Annotated in this window: 16 protein-coding genes and 1 pseudogene; 8 read left to right on the top strand and 9 right to left on the bottom strand. The window is 71.9% G+C overall.

The features are described 5' to 3' along the window. Positions 1-296: 296 nt before the first annotated feature. Positions 297-1,409, top strand: coding sequence for an AI-2E family transporter (locus ACIBO8_RS23960; protein ID WP_396117748.1), 1,113 nt, complete (start codon positions 297-299; stop codon positions 1,407-1,409). Here ACIBO8_RS23960 and ACIBO8_RS23955 read toward each other — a convergent pair. Further along, positions 1,369-1,986, bottom strand: a complete 618-nt coding sequence (locus ACIBO8_RS23955; RefSeq protein ID WP_396117492.1) for a Pr6Pr family membrane protein — start codon at positions 1,984-1,986, stop codon at positions 1,369-1,371. The two genes, ACIBO8_RS23960 and ACIBO8_RS23955, sit on opposite strands and share 41 nt — an antisense overlap. Before the next feature lie 22 nt (positions 1,987-2,008). After that, positions 2,009-3,556, bottom strand: coding sequence for a M4 family metallopeptidase (locus ACIBO8_RS23950; protein WP_396117491.1), 1,548 nt, complete (start codon positions 3,554-3,556; stop codon positions 2,009-2,011). Between the two features lie 146 nt (positions 3,557-3,702). Here ACIBO8_RS23950 and ACIBO8_RS23945 point away from each other — a divergent pair, with 146 nt between their 5' ends. The 3 genes and pseudogenes from ACIBO8_RS23945 to ACIBO8_RS23935 form a co-directional block, all read left to right on the top strand. Beyond that, on the top strand, positions 3,703-5,376 hold the full coding sequence (locus ACIBO8_RS23945; protein WP_396117490.1) for a methylmalonyl-CoA mutase: 1,674 nt from the start codon (positions 3,703-3,705) through the stop codon (positions 5,374-5,376). 92 nt (positions 5,377-5,468) lie between these two features. After that, positions 5,469-6,407 (top strand): tetratricopeptide repeat protein, encoded by a 939-nt coding sequence (locus tag ACIBO8_RS23940; protein ID WP_396117489.1) that lies wholly within the window; start codon positions 5,469-5,471, stop codon positions 6,405-6,407. A gap of 18 nt (positions 6,408-6,425) precedes the next feature. Next, a pseudogene (locus ACIBO8_RS23935) lies at positions 6,426-7,541 on the top strand (arginase family protein); the annotation flags it as partial. A gap of 331 nt (positions 7,542-7,872) precedes the next feature. On the opposite strand, the gene ACIBO8_RS23930 reads toward ACIBO8_RS23935, so the two are convergent. Then, the gene (locus ACIBO8_RS23930; protein ID WP_396117488.1) at positions 7,873-9,798 is read right to left on the bottom strand and encodes a penicillin-binding transpeptidase domain-containing protein; all 1,926 of its coding nucleotides are present in this window, start codon (positions 9,796-9,798) and stop codon (positions 7,873-7,875) included. 213 nt (positions 9,799-10,011) lie between these two features. On the opposite strand from ACIBO8_RS23930, the gene ACIBO8_RS23925 reads away from it, so the two are divergent. Continuing rightward, positions 10,012-14,982, top strand: coding sequence for an NAD-glutamate dehydrogenase (locus tag ACIBO8_RS23925; protein ID WP_396117487.1), 4,971 nt, complete (start codon positions 10,012-10,014; stop codon positions 14,980-14,982). A 41-nt stretch (positions 14,983-15,023) separates the two neighbouring features. On the opposite strand, the gene ACIBO8_RS23920 is transcribed toward ACIBO8_RS23925, so the two are convergent. Both ACIBO8_RS23920 and ACIBO8_RS23915 read right to left on the bottom strand, forming a co-directional pair. Continuing rightward, the gene (locus ACIBO8_RS23920) at positions 15,024-15,803 is read right to left on the bottom strand and encodes an alpha/beta fold hydrolase (protein ID WP_396117486.1); all 780 of its coding nucleotides are present in this window, start codon (positions 15,801-15,803) and stop codon (positions 15,024-15,026) included. A gap of 50 nt (positions 15,804-15,853) precedes the next feature. Further along, positions 15,854-17,011 (bottom strand): MFS transporter, encoded by a 1,158-nt coding sequence (locus tag ACIBO8_RS23915; RefSeq protein ID WP_396117485.1) that lies wholly within the window; start codon positions 17,009-17,011, stop codon positions 15,854-15,856. Positions 17,012-17,061: 50 nt separating this feature from the next. Between ACIBO8_RS23915 and ACIBO8_RS23910 the strand changes: the two genes are divergently transcribed. Continuing rightward, on the top strand, positions 17,062-19,191 hold the full coding sequence (locus ACIBO8_RS23910; RefSeq protein WP_396117484.1) for a heavy metal translocating P-type ATPase: 2,130 nt from the start codon (positions 17,062-17,064) through the stop codon (positions 19,189-19,191). 335 nt (positions 19,192-19,526) lie between these two features. On the opposite strand, the gene ACIBO8_RS23905 is transcribed toward ACIBO8_RS23910, so the two are convergent. The 4 genes from ACIBO8_RS23905 to ACIBO8_RS23890 all read right to left on the bottom strand — a co-directional run bounded on the left by ACIBO8_RS23905 (position 19,527) and on the right by ACIBO8_RS23890 (position 22,777). Then, positions 19,527-20,243: a TetR/AcrR family transcriptional regulator gene (locus tag ACIBO8_RS23905; RefSeq protein WP_396117482.1), complete on the bottom strand. Its 717-nt coding sequence runs from the start codon at positions 20,241-20,243 to the stop codon at positions 19,527-19,529. Then, positions 20,224-20,649 carry a thiol-disulfide oxidoreductase DCC family protein gene (locus tag ACIBO8_RS23900; RefSeq protein WP_396117481.1) on the bottom strand — a complete coding sequence of 142 codons (426 nt, stop codon included), beginning with the start codon at positions 20,647-20,649 and terminating at the stop codon, positions 20,224-20,226. Before ACIBO8_RS23900 ends, ACIBO8_RS23905 begins: the two co-directional genes overlap by 20 nt. Continuing rightward, a complete protein-coding gene (locus ACIBO8_RS23895; protein WP_396117480.1) occupies positions 20,646-21,179 on the bottom strand; it encodes a hypothetical protein in 534 nt (177 codons plus the stop codon). Before ACIBO8_RS23895 ends, ACIBO8_RS23900 begins: the two co-directional genes overlap by 4 nt. Positions 21,180-21,325: 146 nt before the next feature. Further along, complete coding sequence (locus tag ACIBO8_RS23890; RefSeq protein ID WP_396117479.1) at positions 21,326-22,777, bottom strand: glycoside hydrolase family 3 protein; 1,452 nt, start codon at positions 22,775-22,777, stop codon at positions 21,326-21,328. A gap of 173 nt (positions 22,778-22,950) precedes the next feature. On the opposite strand from ACIBO8_RS23890, the gene ACIBO8_RS23885 reads away from it, so the two are divergent. Both ACIBO8_RS23885 and ACIBO8_RS23880 read left to right on the top strand, forming a co-directional pair. Continuing rightward, positions 22,951-24,129, top strand: a complete 1,179-nt coding sequence (locus ACIBO8_RS23885; protein ID WP_396117478.1) for an ROK family protein — start codon at positions 22,951-22,953, stop codon at positions 24,127-24,129. Between the two features lie 37 nt (positions 24,130-24,166). After that, positions 24,167-24,994, top strand: coding sequence for an ABC transporter ATP-binding protein (locus tag ACIBO8_RS23880; RefSeq protein ID WP_396117476.1), 828 nt, complete (start codon positions 24,167-24,169; stop codon positions 24,992-24,994). Positions 24,995-24,996 lie beyond the last annotated feature (2 nt).

Below are 24,996 nucleotides of genomic sequence, written 5' to 3'. Positions count from 1 at the left end.
TGCGGTGGGCGCCCGGGTTGCGTTGCGCGTCGCCGTCGCTGCGGGCCTTGGTGTGGATCATCGGCCGGGGTGCGGCCCGGCGGGTGGCGGGCATGCGGGCGTACCGATAAATTGCCGCCGGGATGTCCGGTCGCCGCGGGTGACCTTCCTGTTCGCGCGTGGAGGTAAAGGTGACGGCCGACGAGGCGCCCGCCGACCGCACCGGCTCGGAAGATCCGGATACAACGGTCGTCGCCGCACCGACCGAGTCCCGGGGTGTGGCCGAGGAAGATCACCGCATCGGCGAGCCGGGGCGCCTGGTCCAGGAGGCTCGTGGCAGCGGCCGGTCGGAGGACGCGGCCGCGGAGGCGCATCGGACCGGGGAGTTCGGCACGCCCGGGCCGCCGCTGAACCGGCGGAATCCGTTCCTCGTGGGGCTGCTCGGCGGACTCGGGGTGCTGGTCGCGTACGGGATCTTCCTGGGGCTGCGCAACGCCGCCTCGATCCTGGTGCTGATCTTCGTCGCGCTGTTCCTGGCCATCGGGCTGAATCCGGCGATCGTGCGGCTGCGCAGCTGGGGCCTGCCGCGCTGGCTGGCCGTCACGGTGATGGCGCTGACCGTCGTGCTGCTGCTGTGCGGCGGCGTCTTCGCGCTGATCCCGCCGCTGATCACGCAGACCGGGCAGCTGGTCGAGAACGTTCCCGAATTCATCCAGAGCCTGCAGCGCAACCAGACGATCAACGAGCTGATCCAGCGGTACGACGTCCTGACCAAGGTGCAGGGCGCCATCAATGCCGGCACGGTGACCAACGCGCTCGGCGGTGTGGTCGGCGGGGCGAAGCTGCTGTTCGGCACGATCTTCAACGTGCTGACCGTGCTGGTGCTGGTCATCTACTTCATGGCGGCGTTCGACCGGATCAAGGAGGGCGCGTACGCCCTGGTCCCGGCCTCACGGCGGACCCGGGTGCGGCTGCTGACCGACGAGATCCTCACCAAGGTCGGCGCGTACATGGTGGGTGCGATCGCGATCGCCGTGCTGGCCGGGATCTCGACGTGGGTGCTGGCTCTGATCATCGGGCTCGCGTACCCGTTCGCGCTGGCCGTGGTGGTCGCCGTCTGCGACCTCATCCCGCAGATCGGCGCCACCCTCGGCGCGGTGATCGTGAGCCTGGTGGGCTTCGCCGACTCGCTGACCAACGGGATCGTCTGCCTGGTGTTCTTCGTCGTCTACCAGCAGGTGGAGAACTACCTGATCTATCCGAACGTCATGCGGCGCTCGGTGAAGGTCAGCGACGTGGCGGCGGTGACGGCCGCGCTGCTGGGCGTCGGGCTCTTCGGCGTGCTCGGCGCGCTGATCGCGATCCCGATGGTGGCCGCGGTCCAGCTGATCATCCGCGAGGTCGTGAACCCGAGTATGGAACGGAGATAGGCAGCCGGTCGATCGCGACGAACGCGAGCCCGAGCAGCCAGAACGCGACCGCGAAGAAGAGCGTGCTCAGCGCCACCCCGCCGTAGCCGAGGTCGCCGACGTCGATGAACGGGTACGGGTACGTGTGCGTCACCAGCCCGCGGAGCAGCGCGAAGGCCAGGTAGGCGAGCGGGAACGCCAGCCAGTAGACGGCGTACCGCCAGCGGAAGCGGCGGCGCTCGTCGAACACCAGCCAGTCCGCGACGGCGATCAGCGGGACGACCGTGTGCAGCAGCTGGTTGCCGATCGCCTCGGCGAGGTTGCGGTGCACCGGGCCCATCGAGAAGCCGCTGGCCGGGTTCGCCAGCACGAGGTGGTAGACCAGGCCGGTGATCGACACGTAGAGGGTGACCGCGCCCTTGAGTGCGGGCGGGGTGGGGCGGTCACGGAAGACGGTCCAGGCCGCGAAGACGCCGTACGCGACGTTGCTCTGGATCGTGAAATAGGGAAGCAGGCCGGTCACCGTGGCGGGCCCGGCGGCCGTCAGCACCACTCCGGCGATGACGGCCACCAGGCTCGCGATCCGTACGATCTTCACGTACGGGAGAGTAACCAGCCGGTCAGCAGGCGGCGTCGGTGCCCGCCACGTTGACCGCGGTCCACGCCTTCTGCACCGCCTTGTACTCGGTGCTGCACCGCCCGTAGAGGTCGGTGGCGGCCGACAGCGTGTACGTGCGCGCCTTCGCGTACGTGGTGCTGGAGGTGAAGTACGTGGTCAGCGCCCGGTACCAGATCGCCGCCGCCTTGGTGCGCCCGATGCCGGTCACGGCCGGCGCGGAGTTGCAGACCGGCGAGGTGCCGTACGCGGTGGCGCCGGTGCCCTCGGCCAGGTCGAAGAAGAAGTGGTTGCCGACGCCCGACGAGTAGTGCACGTCGACGTTCTTCGTGCTGGTCGACCAGCAGTTCTGGCTGCCCCGGCCGTCCAGCGACGGGTTGTACATGTAGCGCAGCGGAGTCCCGTTGCCGTTGATGTCGATCTTCTCGCCGATCTGGTAGTCGCCGGCGTCGGTGCTGTTGCCGGCGGAGAACTCGACCATCGTGGCGAAGATGTCCGAGGTCGCCTCGTTCAGGCCGCCGGACTCACCGGAGTACGTCAGGTTGGCGGTCCGCTCGGTCACGCCGTGCGACATCTCGTGCGCGGCCACGTCCAGGGAGACGAGCGGGCGGGCGTTGCCGGAGCCGTCGCCGTACGTCATCTGCGAGCCGTCCCAGAACGCGTTGACGTACGCGTTGCCGTAGTGCACCCGCGACGGCACGCCGGTGCCGTTGTTGAAGATGCCCCGCCGGCCGAACGTCGAGTTGTAGTAGTCGTACGTCTTGGCGGCGCCGTAGTGCACGTCGACGGCGGCGGACTGGCGGCTGCTGGTGCTACCCGTACCCCAGACGTTGTCGGCGTCGGTGAACAGCGAGCAGGTGCCGGAGGTGCGGTTGTTCATGTCGCAGGTCGTGCCGTTGCCGTGGCTGGCGTCCTTGAGGCTGTAGCTGCTCGTGGAGGCCTGCGTGGTCTCGATCGTGACCGTGCCGGAGTACAGGCTCCGCCCGCTGCCGGCCGCCGTCTCGATGGTGTCCCAGGAGCTCAGCACCTTGCCGGAGGTGGCGTCGGTGACCACGTGCAGCCGCGACGGGGTCTGGCCGTCGGTGCCGAAGCCCTCGACCACCGTCTCGTACGCCAGCCGGCCGGTGCCCGCGGTCGCGTCGACGACCAGCTCCGGCGGGTTCAGCAGGCTCACCTTGCCGGGGAAGCGCGCCTTCGCGGCAGCAGCGGCCGAGGCGGCGCTGCGCTGCGGGGTGGTGCTCAGCGAAAGCGGCGCGGCCAGGCCCACCGACGCGCTGCGCAAGGCCCCGTTCCTCGCACCGTGCAGGATGAAGTCGCCGCCGAGGACCCGCAGGCCCTGATAGGTACGGCCGTAGCGCACGTGCGTGGTCCCGTCGGCGTCCTTCGCCGTCGCCAGCACCGCGAACGCGTCACCCGCACTCGCCTGCACGGCGGCGCGGTGGGCTGACGGGGAGAGCGGGTCCGGGGCCGCGAGCGCGGCGGAGGCGTCGGCACCTGCCAGCAGTCCGCCCAGGAGCAGGGCGGAGCCGGCTGCGGCGAGAGATCGTTTCAACGGGGTCTCCTGACCGTCGGGGTTCGCGGCGGTAGCCACGCACTTAGATCTACCGATCGGTAGCTGCCGCTGGGTAGATCCTGAAAACGTCATAGCTTTCACCCGGGCTTAGCGATCGTTCAGCTTTTGCGCATACGATGTGCGCCATGGACGCAGCCGACATCGCCGCCGGTCGCGAGCGCTGGCAGAAGCGCTACGACGACGCCCGCAAACGGGACGCTGACTTCACGACGCTCTCGGGTACGAGCGTCGATCCGGTCTACGGACCGGCGCCCGGTGACACCGTCGCGGACTTCGAGCGCATCGGGTGGCCGGGCGAGTTCCCGTACACCCGGGGTCTCTATCCCACCGGATACCGCGGACGAACCTGGACCATTCGCCAGTTCGCGGGCTTCGGCAACGCGCAGCAGACCAACGAGCGCTACAAGATGATCCTGGCCGCGGGCGGCGGCGGGCTCAGCGTCGCGTTCGACATGCCGACGCTGATGGGCCGCGACTCCGACGACCCCCAGTCGCTGGGCGAGGTCGGCCACTGCGGCGTCGCCATCGACTCCGCCGCCGACATGGACGTGCTTTTCGACGGCATCAAGCTGCAGGACGTCACGACGAGCATGACGATCTCGGGCCCGGCCGTGCCGGTCTTCGTCATGTACCTCGTCGCGGCCGAGCGCCAGGGTGCCGACCTCAGCAAGCTCGACGGCACGCTGCAGACGGACATCTTCAAGGAGTACATCGCGCAGAAGGAGTGGCTCTTCGCCCCCGAGCCGCACCTGCGCCTGATCGGCGACCTGATGGAGTACTGCGCCCGCGAGATCCCCAAGTACAAGCCGCTGTCGGTCTCCGGCTACCACATCCGCGAGGCCGGGGCGACGGCCGCGCAGGAGCTCGCGTACACGCTCGCCGACGGCTTCGGGTACGTCGAGCTGGGCCTGTCCCGCGGCCTCGACGTCAACACCTTCGCGCCCGGGCTGAGCTTCTTCTTCGACGCGCACGTCGACTTCTTCGAGGAGATCGCCAAGTTCCGCGCCGCCCGCCGCATCTGGGCCCGGCACCTACGCGACGAGTACGGCGCCACCAGCGAGAAGGCGCTCTGGCTCAAGTTCCACACGCAGACCGCCGGGGTGTCGCTCACCGCGCAGCAGCCGGTCAACAACGTCGTGCGTACGGCGGTCGAGGCCCTCGCCGCGGTGCTCGGCGGCACGAACTCGCTGCACACCAACGCCCTCGACGAGACGCTGGCCCTGCCCACCGACGAGTCCGCCGAGATCGCCCTGCGGACCCAGCAGGTCCTCATGGAGGAGACCGGGGTGACCAATGTGGCCGATCCGCTGGGCGGCTCCTGGTACGTCGAGGCGCTCACCGACCGGATCGAGGCGGAGGCCGAGGAGATCTTCGCCCGCATCCGCGACCTCGGCCACGACGGCACGATGACCTCGGGCATCCTGCGTGGCATCGAGGACGGCTGGTTCACCGCCAACATCGCCGAGGCGGCCTTCACCTACCAGCAGGCCCTGGAGAAGGGCGACAAGAGGATCGTCGGGGTCAACGTGCACACCGGCACGGTCGCCAAGGATCTGGAGATCCTCCGGGTGTCGCACGAGGTCGAGGTCGCCCAGAAGCGCGAGCTGGGCGAGCGCAAGGCCCACCGCGATCCGGTACGCGTCCAGCAGGCGCTGACGCGCCTGGTCGAGGCCGCCCGTACCGACGAGAACATGATCCCCGCGATGCTCGACGCCGCCCGGGCCGAGGCGACGCTGGGCGAGATCTGCGGCGTACTCAAGGAGGAATGGGGCATCTACCGGGAGCCCGCCCGCTTCTGATCCGGGCTCGCCGCCGCCGGGCCTGTGACGTCCGATATCGCCTGCCCGGCGGCGCGGCGGACAGGCCGGAGTGCGTGCGAGACTAGGTAACCATGAGCGACCCACGGACCACTCCGTCGATCTTCACCCGCGGCGCGGTCGACCTCGGCGCGCTGCGCCCCGCGAGCAAGCCGGCGCCCTCGGGCCCGGCCGCCTCCGGTGCCGGCCCGGCCGGGCCCGCCGCGGCCGCGTCCCCGGCATCCGCCGGCCCGGGCGGCGTCCCCGCCGCGGTGATCGACGTGACCGAAGCGAACTTCCAGACGACGGTGCTGCAGCTGTCCATGTCGACCCCGGTCATCCTCGACTTCTGGGCCGAGTGGTGCGAGCCGTGCAAGCAGCTCTCCCCGGTCCTGGAGAAGCTCGCCGCCGAGGGTGGCGGCAGCTGGGTGCTCGGCAAGGTCGACGTGGACGCCAACCCGCGGCTCGCGCAGGCGCTGCGCGTCCAGGGCATCCCGATGGTGGTCGCGGTGGTCGGCGGCCAGCTCGTCGAGGGCTTCACGGGCGTCCTGCCCGAGGTGGAGGTGCGGCGCTACGTCGACGCGGTGCTCAAGGCCGGCGGCGTCCAGGTCGCCGCGCCCGAGGACCCCCGGATGGACGCGGCCGACGACGCCCTGATGAGCGGGGACCTCGACGCGGCCGAGGCGGCGTACAAGAAGATCCTCGCAGAGTCGCCGCAGGATCACGCGGCCGAGTCGGGCCTCGCCCAGGTCGAGCTCTACCGCCGGGTCACCGGCGTGGACGCGGGCGCCGTGCTGGCCCGGGCCGCCGCAGATCCCGACGACCTCGAGGCGCAGCGGCTCGCCGCCGACATCGAGGTCCTCAGCGGACAGGCCCCGGAGGCCTACGAGCGGCTGGTCGCCGCCGTGAAGCGGTCCGCCGGGGACGACCGGGACGCCGTGCGCAAGCACCTGCTGTCGCTGTTCGCCGTGGCCGGACCCGACGACCCGGCCGTCGCGAGCGCCCGCCGCGCGCTCGCCCGCGCGCTCTTCTAGGCAAGGGACGGGGGCTCCATGCGCCGCATAGCCGTGCTCGACGCACCGTCCAACCTCGGTCTGCGCCCGCCGACCGAGACGTCGGTGCCGGGCTGCGCCAAGGCGCCTGGAGCCCTGCGCGACCAGGGCCTGCTGCGCCGGCTCAACGCCCGGGACGCCGGCTGCCTGACGCCGCCGCGCTACGACCCGGGCGACTGGCGCCCCGGCGACGGCGTGTGCCACGCCGCCGAGATCGCGCTGTACTCGCGCCGGTTGGCCGACCGCATCGGCGCGATCATCGACCACGGCGAGTTCCCGGTCGTGCTGGGCGGCGACTGTTCGATCGTGCTCGGCTCGGCGCTCGCGATGCACCGCCTCGGCGAGGCGGTCGGCGGCCGCATCGGGCTCGTCTTCGTCGACGGGCACTCCGACTTCCGCCACCCCGGCAACGCCTCGTACGTCGGCGCCGCCGCGGGGGAGGACCTGGCGCTGGTGACCGGCCGCGGCCAGGCCGACCTGGCGGCGATGGAGGGCCGGCGACCGTACTACCGCGACATCGACGTGGTCGTGATGGGCATCCGGGCCCAGGACGAATACCGCCTCGACCTCCAGGCGGCCGGCATCGTGACCCGTCCGGTGCCCACCCTGCGGGTGGAAGGTGCGGCCCGCAGTGCCCAGTGGGCGCGCGAGCAGCTCGTCGACTGTGCGGGTTACTGGGTGCACCTCGACGTGGACGTGCTCGACCCGGCGGTCATGCCCGCCGTCGACGCGCCCGAGCCCGGCGGCATCGCCTTCCCGGAGCTGGAGCTGCTGCTGGCAGGGCTTGTCGAATCCCCGCACTGCCTGGGCGTGGAGATCACCGTCTTCGACCCCGACTACGACCCCGACGGCTCGTACGCGGAGGACATCACGGCCGCGATCGTGGCAGGGCTGAAGTCCGCGCACACGGTGGACGTACGCCCGGACCTGGTCGCGGCCCGGGCCGACCTGCTCGCTCCCGGGGCGCCGGGCAAGCTGGCCCCCGCAGCGACCTTCGCTGATGTTGCCGCGGTGGCGGCCGGTGTCTCCGCCGGCGTCGGGGATCCGGAGCAGACCGCGGTGCCGGCCACGACCCTGCTGGCCGTCGAGCAGTCAGCCGAGGTGGAAGCCCGGCCCGTCGAGCCTGCCGACGCGGATTCCTCCGCCGACGACCTCCCGGAGCCGGTCGAGGTGGCCGTCGTCCAGGGTGAGCCGGTCGACGTGGACGACGACCTCGACGATCCGGTCGACGCGGAAGTCGTGGAGGACGGGGAAGACCTGGAGGGCGCGGCCGAGCCGCCGCTGCGGCCGCTCGGCTCGGCGCCGCTGCTCGACTCCGACCCGCTTCCCGCGACCATGCCCGGCATGCTGCGGCCGCGGCACGTGGAGGACTTCTCCCTGCCGGCTCAGCGCCCCGCGTTCGAGCTCGGCCCGGAGACCCCCGCCGACATCACCTGAGCGCCGGCGCTCACTTGCGCAGGCCGGTGAGGAAGCGCTCGACGATCGGGACCGCCGCCTCGGCGCCCGCGCCGCCCTTCTGCACCATCACCGCGAACGCGATGTCGCCCTGCCAGCCCACGAACCAGGCGTGCGTCTCCTTGGAGCCGTCCGCGAACTCGGCCGTGCCGGTCTTGCCGTACACCGGGTCGCCCGGCACGTCGCGCAGCGCCGTGCCCGTGCCACGGGTGACCACCTCGCGCATCATCGTCCGCAGCGGCTTGACCGACTCGTCCGCGAGCTTCTCGCCGTCCGCGACCGGGTTGGCAGGCGCCGGGTCGAGCACGAGCCGGGGCTGCTTGAACTGCCCGCGGGCCACGGCCGCCGTCGCGCCCGCCATCGCCAGCGGGCTCACCGCCGTGGCGCCCTGGCCGAAGGTCGCCGCCGCCAGCTCGGTCGGGCTGTCGGCCGGGGAGATCTTGCCGCTGAACGAGTCGGCGCCCAGGTCCCACTTGGCGCCGAGACCGAGCTTCGCCGCCGCGTCCTGGAGGCCGTCGGCGCCGAGCTTGGGGGCCAGGTTCACGAAGGCGGTGTTGCAGGACTTGGCGAAATCCGTACGGAACGGCACCGAGCCCAGCACCATGTCGTGGGCGTTCTTGAACGTCCGGCCGCTGACGTTCTTGGTCTTCGGGCAGTCGACCTTCCCGTCGAGGGTGACCGCCTTCTTGTCCAGCAGGCCCAGCGCGGACACCATCTTGAAGGTCGAGCCCGGCGCGACCTGGCCGGTCAGGGCGGTGTCGACCCCGCCGCCGGAGGGCCCGTTGGCCACGGCCACCACCGACGAGTCGCTGATCCGGACGGCGACCAGGGCGCTGGGCTGCTTCTCCCCGGCGACCGCCCGGTCCGCGGCGTTCTGGGTACGCAGGTCCAGCGTCGTCTTGATCGGCTTGCCGGCGACCGGCTCGATGCTGAAGATCTGGGCGTCCTCGACCTTGTCGTCGGGCGTCTTGCGGGCGATCACCACGGACTGCCCGGGGGTGCCGCGCAGCTGTACGTCGTAGCGCTCCTGCAGCCCGCTGTGGCCGACCTCGTCGCCGCGGGCCAGCGTCTCCGGGTTGGCGTCCAGGTCCTCGCGGGTGGCGAGGTCGACGGTGCCGATGGTGGCGCGGGCGAACGGCCGGGTCGGGGCCAGCTCGCGCTCCCCCTCCTGGGTGACCGTGCCGGTCAGGGCGCGTACCTTGCCGGCCACCTTCGCGTAGTCGGCCTGGCGCAGGGTGACGACGTCGACGAAGGCGTCCGGCTTGGAGCCCTCGATGCGCGTGGTGAGGTCCTTCCGGTCGATGGTGACGTCGACCTTCTTCAGCACGTCGATCAGGGAGTCGAGGAGTTTGTCCCGGTCCTCGATGCGTTCGGGGCTGACGCCGACCACCGTGACGGCGCGCTTGGTGACGAGCGGCTTGCCGTCGGGGCCGAGGATGTCGGCCCGGTCGGCGCTCTTGCGGCGCAGCTCGAGGCGGTCGCCCTCGGTCAGCTCGCTGTTCACCACGGCCGGCTCCCACACCACGCGCCAGCCGTCGGAATTCTTCTGGGTGAGCCGGACGGTGCTCTCGTACGACCACGCGGCGCCGCCGGGCAGCGTCCAGTCGATCTTGATGGGTGCCGACGCGATGTCGCCCGTCTCCTTGGGGTCGCTCTGCTTCGACAGCAGCACGGACGACTTGGCGAGGTCCCCGGCGAGGCCCTGGAGCTGGGCGTACACGTCGTTGGCGGAAATCTTGCCGCCGGCCGCCGTCACGAAGCCGACCTTGCTCAGGTCGCCGCCGCGCCAGCCGTCGAGGAACGCGTCGAGGGTCTTGCCGGGCCCGTCCGAACCCGAGCAGGCCGCCAGGCCGGAGGCGGTGAGCGCGAGGCCGGCCAGTGCGGCGACAGCTCGGCGAGCGCGTCCGCTCGGGTGCATGGAAAGCCCCTCCCCGGGTACGAAACTGGAAACGTACGGAACGGTAACCTCCCTCCGCTCGTTCCGATGACCCGGCCTGCGTGAGATGTATCGAATTCGTTGTCGGATCGTCGCCCGGAGCACCCCGGGTGCGCCCGGCCCGTCGGAGCCAGGCTCTAGGCTGGTGCCGACACGTCGAACCCACAATGTCGTGGGTGAGGGGAGCCGTCTGCCATGCCTGTGACCGACGAGGCAGCTACCGAATCCGATCCCGAGCTCGATTTCGGGCCTGGCCCGGGACTTGCCCTGACGGGCCGTCTGGGTACGTCCGACGACGAGCTGGACGAGCCGTTGCCGAACGCCGAGCGCCTGGTCGCCGACGCGGTGGCCCGCGCGGGTGAGGACCACGCCACCGCGGCGCTGGTCGGCCGGTTCTGGCGCTTCGCGCCGGACGAGGAGCTGGTGGGCTACACGCCCGCGGAGATGTTCGAGGCCGCCCAGAAGCACCGCGAGCTGGCCGCCACCCGGCTGCCGGGCGAGCTGAAGCTCGACATCAGCGCCCCGTGCGAGGGCCAGCCGCACACCGTGATCTCGATCGTCACCGACGACATGCCGTTCCTCGTCGACTCGGTGACCGCCCTGCTCACCGCCCACCAGCTCCAGGTCCACCTGCTGGTGCACCCGCTCATCGTGGTGCGCCGCGAGCCGCTCGGCGCGCTCGCCCAGGTGGAGGCCGACGTCGAGCCCGACGACGCGATCGACGGCGACCTGGTGGAGAGCTGGATCCGGGTCGAGATCGATCCCGTACGCACGGAGGCGGCGCGCGAGCAGCTGCACAACGAGCTGCGCCGCATCCTCACCGACGTGCGAGACGCGGTCGAGGACTGGCCGCGGATGCGCCAGCGAGCCCTCGTCATCGCCGACGAGCTGGCCGCGGCGCGCGGTTCCGAGCGCAAACTGCCGGTGCCCGACAAGGACGTCACCGACTCGATCGAGCTGCTCAAGTGGCTCGCACACGACCACTTCACGTTCCTCGGCTACCGGGAATACCAGCTCAGCGAGGACCGGGACACGCTCTCGGCGGTGCCCGGCAGCGGGCTCGGCATCATGCGCGGCGATCAGAGCCGGCCCCGCAAGCTCTCGTCGATGGCGCCCGAGGCCCACCAGCGCGCCCTGGAGAAGCGCCTGCTCGTGATCACCAAGGCCAATTCGCGGGCCACCGTGCACCGCTCGGCATACCTCGACTACATCGGTGTGAAGGTCTTCAACGACCAGGGTGAGGTGTGCGGCGAGCGCCGCTTCCTGGGGTTGTTCTCCAGCTCCGCCTACCGCACCAGCGTGCGCGAGCTGCCGGTGGTGCGCCGCAAGGTCATGGAGGTGCTCGACCGCTCCGGCCTGTCCCCGCGCGGGCACTCCGGCAAGGACCTGCTGCAGATCCTCGAGACCTACCCGCGTGACGAGCTCTTCCAGATCAAGACCGACGACCTGTACGAGGCCGTCATCGGCGTGCTGCGCATGGCGGGCCGCCGTCAGCTGCGGCTGTTCCTGCGCCGCGACGGCTACGGCCGCTTCATCTCCTGCCTGATCTACCTGCCGCGGGACCGCTTCACCACCGGCAACCGCCAGGCCATGCAGGAGATCCTGCTGCGCGAGCTGAACGGCGTCGGCGTCGACTACACGACCCGGGTCACCGAGCGGATGCTGGCCCGCGTGCACTTCATCGTGCGGACCGACCCGGCCGATCCGCCGGGCGCCGTGGACCCGAACGCGCTCGCCGAGATGCTGGCCGACGCGACCCGCATGTGGGACGACGACTTCTCGCTGGTGCTGGAGCGCAAGCTCGGCGAGGAGCCGGCCAAGGAGCTGTTCCACCGCTACTCGGCCGCGTTCCCCGACAGCTACAAGGACGGCCACACGCCGTACGAGGCGGTGCAGGACATCGCCAAGCTGGAGCTGCTCGAGGAGTCGGGCCAGCTGGAGATGCACCTGTACCGCAAGCGGCGGGTCAACCGGGACGGCTGCTCGGAGCCCGACGACCACGATGTGCGGTTCAAGGTCTTCCGGTACGGCGAGCCCATGATGCTCTCGGCGGTCCTGCCCGTGCTGCACTCCCTGGGCGCGAAGGTCGTCGACGAGCGGCCCTACGAGGTACGCCGCACCGACGGCACGGTCTACCTGTACGACTTCGGCCTGCTGCCGCCCGCTTCGCACCGCGAGCTCTCCGAGGTACGCCCGCAGGTCGAGAACGCCTTCGCCGCCGCCTGGCAGAACGAGGCGGAGGTCGACGGCTTCAACGAGCTGGTGCTGCGCGCCGGGCTGACCTGGCGGCAGGTCGTGGTGCTCCGGGCGTACGCGAAATATCAGCGGCAGACCGGCATCGTCTTCTCCCAGCGGTACGTGGAGTCGACCTTCATCGCGTACCCGGAGATCGCCCGCCTGCTCGTGCAGCTCTTCGAGGCGCGGTTCTCGCCGCAGCTGGAGATCGGCGAGGAGGAGCGCGAGCGCCGCACGGCCGAGCTGGTCGAGCAGATCACCGGCCTGCTCGACGATGTGGAGAGCCTGGACCAGGATCGCATTCTGCGGTCGTACCTGACGCTCATGCAGGCGACCCTGCGCACCAGCTTCTTCCAGCGCGACAGCCATGGGCGACCCAAGTCCTACGTCGCGTTCAAGCTGGACCCGCAGGCGATCCCGGACCTGCCGCAGCCGCGCCCGAAGTTCGAGATCTTCGTCTACTCGCCGCGGTTCGAGGGCGTGCACCTGCGCTTCGGCGCGGTCGCCCGCGGCGGCCTGCGCTGGTCCGACCGGCGTGAGGACTTCCGCACCGAGATCCTGGGCCTGGTCAAGGCTCAGATGGTCAAGAACGCGGTCATCGTGCCGGTGGGCGCCAAGGGCGGCTTCGTGCTCAAGCAGAAGCCGGGCGACCGCGACGAGGCGGTGGAGTGCTACCGGCTCTTCATCACCGCGCTGCTGGACGTCACGGACAACATCCTCAGCGGCAAGATCGTCCCGCCCTCCGACGTCGTGCGGCACGACCCCGACGACCCCTACCTGGTGGTGGCGGCGGACAAGGGCACCGCGACGTTCTCCGACATCGCCAACGAGATCTCGGTGGCCAAGGAGTTCTGGCTCGGCGACGCGTTCGCCTCGGGCGGCTCGGCCGGCTACGACCACAAGAAGATGGGCATCACCGCGCGCGGCGCGTGGGAGTCGGTCAAGAAGCACTTCCGCGACCTGGGCACCGACACCCAGACGGAAGACTTCACCGTGGTCGGCGTCGGCGACATGTCCGGCGACGTGTTCGGCAACGGCATGCTCCTCAGCCGGCACATCCGGCTGGTGGCCGCGTTCGACCACCGGCACATCTTCCTCGACCCCGACCCGGACCCGGCGACCTCGTTCGAGGAGCGGCGCCGGCTCTTCGACCTGCCACGCTCGTCGTGGGCCGATTACGACGCGGCACTGATCAGCGAGGGCGGTGGCGTCTACCCGCGGACGGCCAAGTCCATCCCGGTGTCGCCGCAGGTGCGCGCGGCGCTCGGCCTGGGCGACGCGGCGGCCGTGAGCCCGCCGGAGCTGATGCGCGCCATTCTGGTGGCGCCCGTCGACCTGTTGTGGAACGGCGGCATCGGCACATACGTGAAGGCCGCGTCGGAGACCCACGCCGACGTCGGCGACAAGGCCAACGATGCCATCCGGGTCAACGGCCGCGATCTGCGGGCCAAGGTGGTGGGCGAGGGCGGCAACCTGGGCCTCACCCAGCGCGGGCGCATCGAGTACGCCCGCGGTGGCGGTCCCCGCGACGACGAGGGCAACGGGGCCGGCGGCCGCATCTTCACCGACTTCATCGACAACACGGCCGGCGTGGACTGCTCCGACCACGAGGTCAACATCAAGATTCTGCTCGGCGGGGCGGTGACCGACGGCGAGCTGACCGTCCCCGACCGCGACGAGCTGCTGGCGGCGATGACCGACGAGGTCGCGGCGCTGGTGCTGCGGGACAACTACGAGCAGGCCACGGCGCTCGGCAACGCGCGGCAGCAGGCCCACTCGCTGCTGCCCGTGCACCGCCGGATGCTCACCGAGATGGAACAGGCGGGCCAGCTCAACCGCGAGCTGGAGGCGCTGCCCACCGACAAGGAACTCGCCGCCCGGTACGAGGCCGGCGAGGGGCTCACGGCGCCGGAGTTCGCGGTGCTGCTCGCGTACGTGAAGATCTCGCTGGAACGCCAGGTCCTGGCCGACGCCATCGTCGACGAGGAGTGGACCAACGGGGTCCTCGCCCGCTACTTCCCGACGCCGCTGCGCGAGCGGTTCAGTGCGCGGATGGCCGGTCACCGGCTGCGCCGCGAGATCATCTCGACCGCCCTGGTCAACGAGGTGGTCAACCGGGGCGGCACGTCGTTCGTCTTCCGCGCCATGGAGGAGAGCGGCGCCTCGGCGGCGGACGTCATCCGGGCGTACGTGGTCATCCGGGACGTGTTCGGCCTGCGCGACATCTGGGAGGCGGCGGAGCGGCTCGACAACGAGGTGCCGACCACCTCGCAGACGCTGGTCTACCTGGAGATCCGGCGCCTGCTCGACCGCGCGGTCCGCTGGCTGGTCAGCAACCGCCGCTCGCCGATCGACGTGGCCGGCGAGATCGAGCACCTGCGCCCCGGCGTCAGTGCCCTGCTCCCGCAGCTGCAACAGGTCGTCGTGGGCGGGGAGCGGCGCGAGGTCGAGACGTTCGTCGAGAGCCTGGTCGAGCGCGGCATCCCCGAGGATCTGGCCCGCGCGGTGGCCCGGGTCGTGTACGGCTTCGGCGTCCTGGACATCCTGGAGACCGCCAAGGCCACGGGCCGGGCCGCGACCGAGGTGGCGGACGTCTACTTCGTTCTCTCGGAGCGGTTCCACATCGATCTGCTGCTGTCCCACATCTCCCGCCTGCCGCGCGGCGACCGCTGGCAGACGCTCGCCCGCATGGCGCTGCGCTACGACCTGTACGCGGCGCTCGCGGCGCTCACCGCGGAGGTGCTGCAGTCCACCTCTCCGGAGGAGTCGCCGGAGGACCGGGTCTCGGAGTGGGAGCAGGTCAACGCGGCATCCATCGCCCGGGCGGGCAACGCCATGGGCAACGTGGACGAGACGCCGGCCGATCTCGCGGCGCTGTCGGTGCTGTTGCGGCAGATCCGCACGCTGGTGAAGACGTCCGCCGCGGGGTGAGAGCAAGCAGGCCGGGCCGGCGCTGAGCCGGTCCGGCCCGGTCAGCTTCCGGCCACGTCCTCGTCGACGAACTTGGCGATCGCCGCGGCCAGCCGCTCCGGGGCCTGCCGTTCCGCGTTGTGCCCCTGCCCGTGCATCAGCAGGCGCCGCGTCCGGGGCAGCGCCCGCTCCAGCGCGTCCAGGCGCTCCGCCAGATGCCGTGGCGAGCGGTCGCCGCCGATCAGCAGCATCGGCACCTCCAGCTTCGCGTAGAGCGGCAGGCGGTTCCCGAGCGCATCGATCGCGTCGCTGTCGTCGAGCTGCCTGATCACCCGGTCCCGGTAGTGCGTGTGGCCCATGACGAGTCCCGCCACGCTCGCGGTCGCCGGTGACACGCCCACCACCTCCCGCAGGAAGATGGTCAGCGCCTTGCCCGGCTTCCCGTCGGCGAGGGCCGCGCGCGCCCGGTCGGCGTCGAGGGGCTCGCCGATCACGACCGGGGGCTCGTAGAGGACGGCTCCGGCGTACGACTCCGGCTCGGCGAGCAGGGCCTCCAGGGCGAGCACCCCGCCCGAGGAGTGCCCGACCAGGACCGGGTGGTCGAGTTCGGCGGCGATCGCGGTCACGTGCTCCACCTCGTCCGCCATGGAGATCGGGCGGGGCAGGTCCAGCCGGTACTGGCGGCGGTGCAGCCGTACGGTCCGGAAGCGGTCCCTGAGCCGGTCGGTGACCCGGGACCAGGCCGAGCTGTCGCCCATGCCGCCGTGGATCACGAGGATGGGTCTGCCGTGCCCCTCGTCGACGGCCTGCGCCACCGACCTGTCGATCGCCGTTGCCCTCATCGCTCCAACTTAGAAGGGCATCGGGCCGCGATCCCCGATTCCGGGCGCGGTTACTCCTGCGGGACGGCGCGGACCGGGGCCGGCCGCAGCACCCTCGCGGCGAGCCCCATCGCGACCGTGAGCGCCGTGACCATGACGAACGAGACCGTCAGCGACGTCAGGTGGGCGATGCCGCCGATGATCCCCGGGGCGACCAGGCCGCTGCCGTACGCGATGCCCGCCACGCCGGCCAGGCTGCGCCCGGGGTGCTCGCCGATGCGCCCGGCCGTCGCGAAGACCAGCGGCACCACGACGGCGATTCCCGCGCCCATCAGCCCGAAGCCCAGGATCACCGGCACCGTCCGCTCGCCCAGCACCACGATCAGGGCGCCGGCGCTGGCAGCGGCACCCGCGAGGCGCACCGTCGCGACCGGACCGAGGCGGTGGATGACCCGGTCGCCGGCGAAGCGGGCCAGCGCCATGCTCACCGAGAACACCGACACGGTCAGCGCGGCCGTGCTCGCCGCGTCGCCGACGACGTCGCGGACGTACACCGCGGACCAGTCCAGGCCTGCACCCTCGGCGAACACCGCGCACAACGCCACCAGGCCGATCGGCAGCACCGCGCGCGACGGGAGAGCGAAGGCGGGCGGGGCGTCGATCTCGGGCTCCGGCCGGTGGGGCAGGAGCCGGGCGGAGGCGGCCAGCGCGACGACCGCCAGGGCCGCCGCCGTGACGAGGAAGTGGATCCGGGCGTCCAGACCCGCCCGGGCGGCCAGGGCGGCGACCGCCGAGCCCGCCAGGCCGCCGACGCTCCAGAAGCCGTGGAAGCTGGACATGACCGAGCGGCCGTACCGCTCCTCGATGATCACGGCCTGCGCGTTCATGGCAACGTCGGCGATGCCGGCCGTCGCGCCGTACGCGATCAGCACCAGGCACAGCACCACGAGGGAGGTGGGCAGCGACGGCAGGACGAGGGCGGCGCACCAGAACAGGATCAGGACGCGGGTGAGGCTGCGCAGGTCGTACCGGTGGGCGAGCCGGCCGGAGAGCGGCATCGCGAGCAGGGCGCCGACACCGGGCATCAGCAGGGCCACGCCGAGTCCGCCCGCGCCGGTGCCGACGTGGTCGGCGATCCAGGGCACGCGGGCGGCGAAGGTGCCGGTCACCGCGCCGTGCACGGCGAAGATCACGGAGGTGCCGCCGCGGGCCCGGCGAAGCGTGTCCATGACGCGCACCCTATCTTCCGGGTACCCCCGAGGGGTATATGATGGTCCGTATGACCCGGCAGATCGAGCTCGAGATCGGCGGCATGACCTGTGCGGCCTGCGCCAACCGCATCGAGAAGAAGCTGAACCGGCTCGAAGGCGTCACCGCCACCGTCAACTACGCGACCGAGAAGGCACGCGCCACGGTCCCGGCCGGCCTCACGGCCGCCGACCTGATCGCCGTGGTGGAGAAGACCGGCTACACCGCCACCGAGCCGCGGACCGAGCCGGCGCCGCAGGAGCCGCCGGCCGATCCGCTGCGGACCCGGCTGCTCGTCTCCGCCGTGCTCACCGTGCCGGTTGTGGTCCTCGCCATGGTTCCGGCCTGGCAGTTCGACTACTGGCAGTGGCTGTCGCTGACCCTCGCCGCGCCGGTCGTCGCGTACGGGGGGTGGCCGTTCCACCGCTCCGCCGTCGTCAACCTGCGGCACGGCGCCGCGAGCATGGACACCCTGGTCTCGCTGGGCACCCTCGCCGCGTTCCTGTGGTCGCTGTGGGCGCTGTTCCTCGGCGACGCCGGCATGCCGGGCATGACGCATCCGTTCGAGCTGCGGGCGGGAACCGAGGGTGACGCGATCTACCTCGAGGCCGCGGCGGGCGTGACCACGTTCCTGCTCGCCGGCCGCTACGCAGAGGCGCGGGCGAAGCGGCGCGCCGGCGATGCCCTGCGGTCGTTGCTCGAGCTCGGCGCCCGGTCGGTGACGCTCCCCGACGGCCGGGAGATCCCGGTCGGCCAACTCCAGGTCGGCGACCTCTTCCTGGTACGGCCGGGCGAGAAGGTGGCGACGGACGGCGAAGTGGTCGACGGCTCCTCCGCGCTCGACCGGAGCCTGATCACCGGCGAGTCGGTGCCCGTGGAGGTGACCGCAGGCGACGGCGTCACCGGCGGCACGGTCAACGCCGGCGGCCGGCTCGTCGTGCGGGCCACCCGGGTCGGTGCCGACACGCAGCTCGCCCAGATGGCCCGGCTGGTCGAGGAGGCGCAGGACGGCAAGGCGGCCGTGCAGCGCCTCGCCGACCGGATCTCCGGCGTGTTCGTGCCCGTGGTCATCACCCTGGCGGCCGCGACGCTGGGCTTCTGGCTCGGGTCCGGGCGGGGGACCGCGGCGGCGTTCACGGCTGCTGTGGCCGTACTCATCATCGCCTGCCCTTGCGCCCTCGGCCTGGCCACGCCGACGGCCCTGCTGGTCGGCACGGGCCGCGGTGCCCAGCTCGGCATCCTCATCCGCGGCGTGCAGGCACTGGAGTCGACGCGGCGCATCGACACCGTCGTGCTGGACAAGACCGGCACCGTGACGACCGGCGTGATGACGGTCGCGGAGGTCGTGCCGGAGCCCGGTCAGGACGCCGACGAGGTGCTGCGGCTCGCGGGTGCGGTCGAGGCCGCGTCGGAGCATCCGCTGGGCCGCGCGATCGCCCGGGCGGCGGCCGAGCGCGGGCCGCTTCCGCCGGTCACGGACTTCCACGCCACGGCGGGTGTCGGAGTCCGCGGCACGGTCGGCGACGTGAAGGTCGAGATCTCCCGGGGCGCCGGCGACACCGCCCAGACGTGGGTCGAGGTCCGCGCCGACGGCACGCTGCGCGGGCGGCTGGCGCTGACCGATGCGGTACGCCCGACCAGCGCGTCCGCCATCGCCCGCCTGCGCCGCCTGGGCCTGAACCCGGTCCTGGTCACCGGCGATGCCCGGCCGGTGGCGGACCGGGTCGCCGCGGAGGTGGGGATCACCGAGGTGATCGCGGGCGTGCTGCCGGCAGGCAAGGTCGACGTCGTCAAGCACCTGCAGGCGAGCGGCCGCTCGGTGGCGATGGTGGGCGACGGCGTGAACGACGCGGCCGCGCTGGCCCAGGCCGACCTCGGCGTGGCGATGGGCGCGGGCACCGACGTGGCGATCGAGGCGTCCGACCTGACGCTGATGCGCGACGACCTCACGGCGGCGGTCGACGCCGTACGCCTGGCCCGCCGCACGGTGCAGATCATCCACGGAAATCTGTTCTGGGCGTTCGCCTACAACGTGGCGGCGCTGCCGCTGGCGGCGGCCGGCCTGCTCAACCCGATGATCGCGGGTGCGGCGATGGCGCTCAGCTCGGTCTTCGTGGTGGCGAACAGCCTGCGGCTGCGCCGGTTCCGCGCGGCGGCGTGAGTAACGCAGTGTGAGCCGGGCGCTTGTTCCCTTCGGCCGCTCCCGAAGCTTCCGGGGCGCCCGGCTCACCATCTGTACCACCGCCGAAGCGCCCGACTGGTCCCGAAGTCCGGCGTCCCGCGGCGGCATTCCCCAGATCCACCTGCGGACATGACGCTACGTGATAATCACTGGACAGCGGAAGCGCAGCGTACGGGAAATAGCCGTTCGGCCGGGCCCATATCGGGCGACGGATTCGCCTGGACGGGCACGATCAGGAGTTAAGCGGCGATCCGCCCGCCCTGTGGCGACAGTAACACTACTCTAAGTTATTGGACGAGCGCTGCGTAGCGTGATCAGTCGTCACTCCGGATGGAGTCGACAAGCGCCAGCACCTGCCGCAGCGCCGGGCGCAGCACGCGCAGCCGGGACAGCCCGACCAGCCGGTCGATGAGCGGCACGATGCCGTCGATGAGCCGGCGGGTGCGCCGCTGGCCGGGCGAGCGGTCGTACACCCAGAAGAGCACCACGCCCATCCAGCCCAGCCACAACAGCTCGGGCAGCTCCTTGCGCAGCTCCGGATCGATCTTCGCCGACGACCCCTCGACCACGTCCCGGAAGATCGCGATGGCGGCTTCCCGCGCCGGCGAGGACTCCCGCGAGAAGGGGCTCAGCGGCGACGACGGCTCCGCAGCGGTCTTGAAGAACGTGGCGGCGAACGAGTGGTACGGCTCGTTGACGTCGATCCCGGCATGCAGCGCCCCCCGCAACCGCGCGGCGAAGTCCTTCTCGCGCTCCAGCACCGGCGCGGCCGTGGCCCGATGCGCTGCCTGGTTGCGGTCGTAGAACCCCTGGATCAGGTGTTCCTTGGAGTCGAAGTAGTAGTACGCGTTCCCGACCGCGACCCCGGCCTCCTTGGCGATGGCCCGCATGGTGGTCTCGGTGTAGCCCCGCTCCCGGAACAGCCGCAGCGCCGTCTCGAGGATCAGCTGCCGCGTCTGCTCGCCCCGGGCCCGGCGGGGGCGCTGGGCCTCGGGATCCTCGGCGGCGGAGTCAGCGGCAGCGGTCGTCACACCCGTCACCGTAGTCTTCCGCGCGCGTGGACTGCCGCACGGCAGCCGCCGCGGCGATGAACCGCCGGGCCGCCGGCAGCAGGGCCGGGGTGCTCAGCCGCTCCGCCATGCCGCGGTAGTCCGCCAGCGCCCAGAGGCAGGCCAGCCAGGCGCCGTCGGAGACGTACACCAGGCCGTTGTCCGCGATGACCGTGAGATCCCGCAGCGTCGCGGAGTGGTCCAGCCCGGGGAAGCGCATCCGGGCCTCCGCGGATCCGGCCGGCACGAACATCAACGGTACGAGCTGAGCCCGGCCCTCGAGCCACCGGTGGGCGGCCCGGCAGATCGGGCAGCCCTCGTCGAAGAGCACGGTGAGGGACCCGACCCGGCCGGCCCCGAACCCGGCCGGATCGACGTCCACGCTCATGCCCGCGCCGGCGGCGGAACCGGTCCGTGGGCCGCGCCGCCGTGGGCTGGGGCGCCGGGGTTCGGGCCGGTGGGTGCCGGGCCGCCGGGGGCTGCGCCCGCGCCGCCGAAGGGGCCGAGCGGGCCGGGTCCGGGCGGGACCATCGGCAGCCGCCCGGCCGGCGGCAGCGGCGGCATCGTCTGCTGCTGCCGGAGCCGGCCGCGCCGGTACCGCCCCAGGAAGAAGACGTTCAGCACGTGCAGCACCCCGAGCACGAGCAGCACGAAACCGATCTTGTAGGACAGCGTCTCCAGGGCCCGCGCGGCGTCCGGGATCCGGGCGCCGGAGCGCATCGCCACCGCCACGTAGCCGAGGTTGAGCAGGTAGAAGCCCATCACCAGGAGGTGGTTGACCGCCTTGGCGAGGCGGCTGTCGGCGAAGACGTCCTCGAGGAACACCAGCCCGTTGCGGGAGAGCGTCGTCGCCACCCAGATCGTGAGCCCCACGCTGGTGACCAGGTACGCCAGATACATCCAGACCTTGTGGTCCATCGGGCCTCCGCCCCTTCTTGAACACGTTCAACTGCTGTCCCGCTCACTGTAGGACCAGAATTGAACGCGTTCAAGAGAGACGTGGAGCACATCGAAAGAGGCAGCGGCGGGTGGCGGCCCGTCGCTGCCTCAGCTCGTGGGTGGGGTCAGCGCACCAGCCCCAGCGCCTCCGCCGCCGCGCGGCCGTTGGCGTGGCTGGCGCCGTACGTGATCAAGAAGGCTCGTGCCCCGGCGGGCCGCCACATCGACGGCCAGCCCATCTCCACCACGGCAACAGTATGGCGCGCCGCCAGGGCCGAGATCAGCGCCCGCGCCGGCTCGCTGCGGTGGGTGTGTCGCCCGACGACCACGATCGGGCGAGACCCGGCCCGTTCCGCAAGGAGCTCCGGCGCGGTCTCCGCGGCCACGACGGTGACGGACTCCGTGCCGTTCAGGTGCGGCGTGAGCCCCCACGGCACCCGTCCCTCGGCGATCGAGTGCCCCGACGCGAGCTGCACGACGAGCGGGTCCTTCACGTCCCCGAGCGAGCCCTCGATCCGGACCGCGCGCCGGGCGGCCGCATACCCCAGGTCCGCGTCGTGCGCGGGCGGCTGCGACGGGCGGTGAGTCCCGGCCGCGAGCTGCGCCGTACGGTCCGCCGCGTCCTCCAGCCGCCGCCGTGCGAGGCGCCCGTCGCCCACCGCGGTCACGATCTCTGCGGCCACCAGCTCCACCAGCTCGTGATCGACGCGGGCACCGATGCAGAGCAGGTCGGCACCGGCTGCCAGCGCGCTCACCGCGGCGGGTCCGATGCCGCCCGCCACTCCCTGGGCGCCCCTCATCTCCAAGGCGTCGGTCACGATCGCGCCTCGGAAGCCGTACTCGCGCCGGAGCAGGTCGTGCAGGGCCGCGGGGCTGAAGGTGGCCGGGGCGTCCCCGGTCAGGGGCGGCACCCGGATGTGAGCGGTCATGATCGACCGGGCCCCGGCGGCGATCGCTGCGGCGAACGGCGGCAGGTCGCGTTCGCGCAGAGTCTCCATCGGTACGTCGACCGTCGGCAGTGCCAGATGCGAGTCGGTGGTCGTGGCGCCGTGGCCGGGGAAGTGTTTCGCGCATGCGGCGACGCCCGCGGACTGCAACCCCTCGATCGCGGCGGCCGCGTGGCGGGCCACGAGGGAGGGCTCGGCTCCGAAGGACCGCGTACCGATGACGGGGTTGTCCTCGGCGGTGTTGACGTCGACGGTCGGCGCGAGGTCCAGGTTGATGCCGGCGGCGGCCAGGTCGGCGCCGATCGCGGCGTAGATGCGCCGGGTGAGGTCCGGATCGTCGACGGCACCCAGGGCGGCGTTTCCCGGGTACGGGCTGCCGGTGCGGTGCGCGAGCCGGGTGACGTCGCCGCCCTCCTCGTCGATCGCGATCAGCGCGTCCGGCCGTACCGTCCGGAGACCGGCCGTGAGCCGGGCGACTTGATCGCCATCGGTGACGTTCGTCCCGAAAAGGGTGTGGCCGGCGAGGCCCTCCGCGAGCAGGGCGCCGGCCCAGTCCGGCGCTGAACTCCCCGTAAAAGCCGCAAGTAGGGTGCCGAGCGCGAGGCGACGGAGTCCCGGGTCGATCGCCATGGTTTCCTTCCTCGGTTCAGCCACTGTTTTACAACGCGGCAAACTGCCATGATCGCTGAGTGTCGATCGGACACGCGACGCGGTCAGTATGCAAGCCGCCCGTTACGCTGCGGCTACGCGATGTGGGCGAACACCGCTATAGGAAACAAGCCTAAATAATAGGGGACGTAGTTATGGCCGCCACCCGCCTCCCGGGCACCCCCCGGTTGCTGCGTGCGCTCAACGACCGCGCCGCGCTGGAACTGCTGCTCGCCAGGGGGCCGCTGACCCGGGCGCAGCTCGGCGAGCTGACCGGCCTGAGCAAGGTCACCGCCTCGCAGCTGGTCGAGCGGCTCGAGGAGCGCGGACTGGTGCGGCGCGTGGGGGAGCAGGCCGGCGGTCGTGGGCCCAACGCCCAGCTCTACGCGGTCAGCCCCGGCAGCGCGCACGTCATCGGCGTCGAGGTGCTGCCCGATCGGGTCATCGCGGCGTGCGCCGACATCACCGGCGAGATCGTCGGCCGCAGCGAGCAATCCACCCAGGACAGCGACGATCCCGTACGCGCGGTCCACGGCGCCGTGATGCAGGCCGCCACCGAGGCGGGTACCGACCTCGCCTCGATCCGCCGCGTCGTGCTCGGCACCCCCGGCCTCGTCGACCCGAAGACCAGCGAGGTCTCCTTCGCCTTCGACCTGCCGCGGTGGCACCGCGGCCTGCTGGCCGAACTGCGCAAGGACCTCAGCATCCCGGTCGTCTTCGGCAACGACGTCAACCTGGCCGCTGTCGCGGAGCAGCACACCGGCGCCGCGAAGGGCGTCGACGACTTCGTGCTCATCTGGGTCGGCCGCGGCGTCGGCCTCGCCACGGTCATCGGTGGCCGGCTCCACCAGGGCAGCACCGGCGCCGCGGGCGAGATCGGCTACCTGCCCGTGGCCGGCGCGGAGGTGCCGCACAACGCGTCGAAGCGCGGCGTGAAGGGCGCCTTCCAGACCCTCGTCGCCTCGGACGCGGCCAAGGCGATCGGCCGGCAGTACGGCTTCAAGGGCAACGATTCGGCCGATGTGGTCCGGGAGGCGGCCGAGGCCGGGGCGGCCGGCGAGCCGGTGCTGGACGAGCTGGCCCGGCGGCTCGCGCTCGGCGTCGCGGCCACCTGCGTCGTGCTCGACCCCCCGCTGGTGGTGCTGGCCGGCGAGGTGAGCCAGGCCGGCGGCACGGCGCTCGCCGAGCGGGTCGAGGCGGAGGTCGCGTCGATCACCCTGGTCGCGCCGCGGGTGGTGATCAGCGAGGTGGCCGTCGAACCCGTCCTGAACGGGGCGCTGCTGACCGCGCTGGACGCCGTACGCGACGAGGTCTTCGGCTCCACCACCGGCTGAGCCCGGCGGGCCGTCGGGCGGCTACCGGCGTGCGTGGTTGGATGGACGCGTGCCCGAGGCAGAGACCCCCACACCCCCCGACGACGACACCGTCATCTCCTTCGACCGGGTGAGCGTCATCCGCGGCGGCAACTTCCTGCTGCGGGGCCTGTCCTGGCAGGTCGAGCTGGACGAGCGGTGGGTGATCCTGGGCCCGAACGGTGCCGGCAAGACCACGCTGCTCAACCTGGCCTCCGCGCGGATGCACCCGTCGCGCGGCGAGGCGTGGGTGCTGGGCGAGCGGCTCGGGCGTACGGACATCAACGAGCTGCGTACCCGGGTCGGCATCACCACCGGTCAGCTCGCCGACCGGGTGCCCCCCGCCGAGCGGGTGCTCGACGTCGTGGTCACCGCCGCGTGGTCGGTCGTCGGGCGGTGGCGCGAGAGCTACGACCCGCAGGACGAGAGGCGGGCCCGGGCGCTGCTCCACCAGCTCGGCATGGGAGCGCTGCTCGACCGCGAGTTCGGCACCCTGTCCGAGGGTGAGCGCAAGCGCACCCAGATCGCCCGTGCGCTGATGACGGATCCCGAGCTGATGCTGCTCGACGAGCCGACCGCCGGCCTCGACCTCGGCGGCCGCGAGGATCTGCTGGCCCGGCTGGCCGAGCTGGCCGAGGATCCGGACGCCCCGGCGATGGTGCTGGTGACGCACCACGTCGAGGAGATCCCGCCGGGCTTCACCCACGCGATGCTGCTGCGCGAGGGCACGGTCGTCGCCGCGGGTCTGCTCGGGGAGACGCTGACCGCCGACAACCTGACCAAGACGTTCGGCCTGCCGCTCGTGGTGCAGCGCACCGGGGACCGGTACACGGCCCGGGCGGCCTGAGG

The sequence above is a fragment of the Actinoplanes sp. NPDC049681 genome, assembly GCF_044465265.1.
Lineage (GTDB): Bacteria > Actinomycetota > Actinomycetes > Mycobacteriales > Micromonosporaceae > Actinoplanes.
The sequence above is the reverse complement of the archived record's forward strand: the minus strand, read 5'-3'. Positions and strand labels throughout refer to the sequence as shown.

Coding starts and splice junctions, on each gene's coding strand:
- ACIBO8_RS23945 (WP_396117490.1), top strand. CDS start 3,703: ATGGACGCAGCCGACATCGCCGCCGGTCGCGAGCGCTGGCAGAAGCGC.
- ACIBO8_RS23940 (WP_396117489.1), top strand. CDS start 5,469: ATGAGCGACCCACGGACCACTCCGTCGATCTTCACCCGCGGCGCGGTC.
- ACIBO8_RS23930 (WP_396117488.1), bottom strand. CDS start 9,798: ATGCACCCGAGCGGACGCGCTCGCCGAGCTGTCGCCGCACTGGCCGGC.
- ACIBO8_RS23925 (WP_396117487.1), top strand. CDS start 10,012: ATGCCTGTGACCGACGAGGCAGCTACCGAATCCGATCCCGAGCTCGAT.
- ACIBO8_RS23920 (WP_396117486.1), bottom strand. CDS start 15,803: ATGAGGGCAACGGCGATCGACAGGTCGGTGGCGCAGGCCGTCGACGAG.
- ACIBO8_RS23915 (WP_396117485.1), bottom strand. CDS start 17,011: ATGGACACGCTTCGCCGGGCCCGCGGCGGCACCTCCGTGATCTTCGCC.
- ACIBO8_RS23910 (WP_396117484.1), top strand. CDS start 17,062: ATGACCCGGCAGATCGAGCTCGAGATCGGCGGCATGACCTGTGCGGCC.
- ACIBO8_RS23900 (WP_396117481.1), bottom strand. CDS start 20,649: ATGAGCGTGGACGTCGATCCGGCCGGGTTCGGGGCCGGCCGGGTCGGG.
- ACIBO8_RS23895 (WP_396117480.1), bottom strand. CDS start 21,179: ATGGACCACAAGGTCTGGATGTATCTGGCGTACCTGGTCACCAGCGTG.
- ACIBO8_RS23890 (WP_396117479.1), bottom strand. CDS start 22,777: ATGGCGATCGACCCGGGACTCCGTCGCCTCGCGCTCGGCACCCTACTT.
- ACIBO8_RS23885 (WP_396117478.1), top strand. CDS start 22,951: ATGGCCGCCACCCGCCTCCCGGGCACCCCCCGGTTGCTGCGTGCGCTC.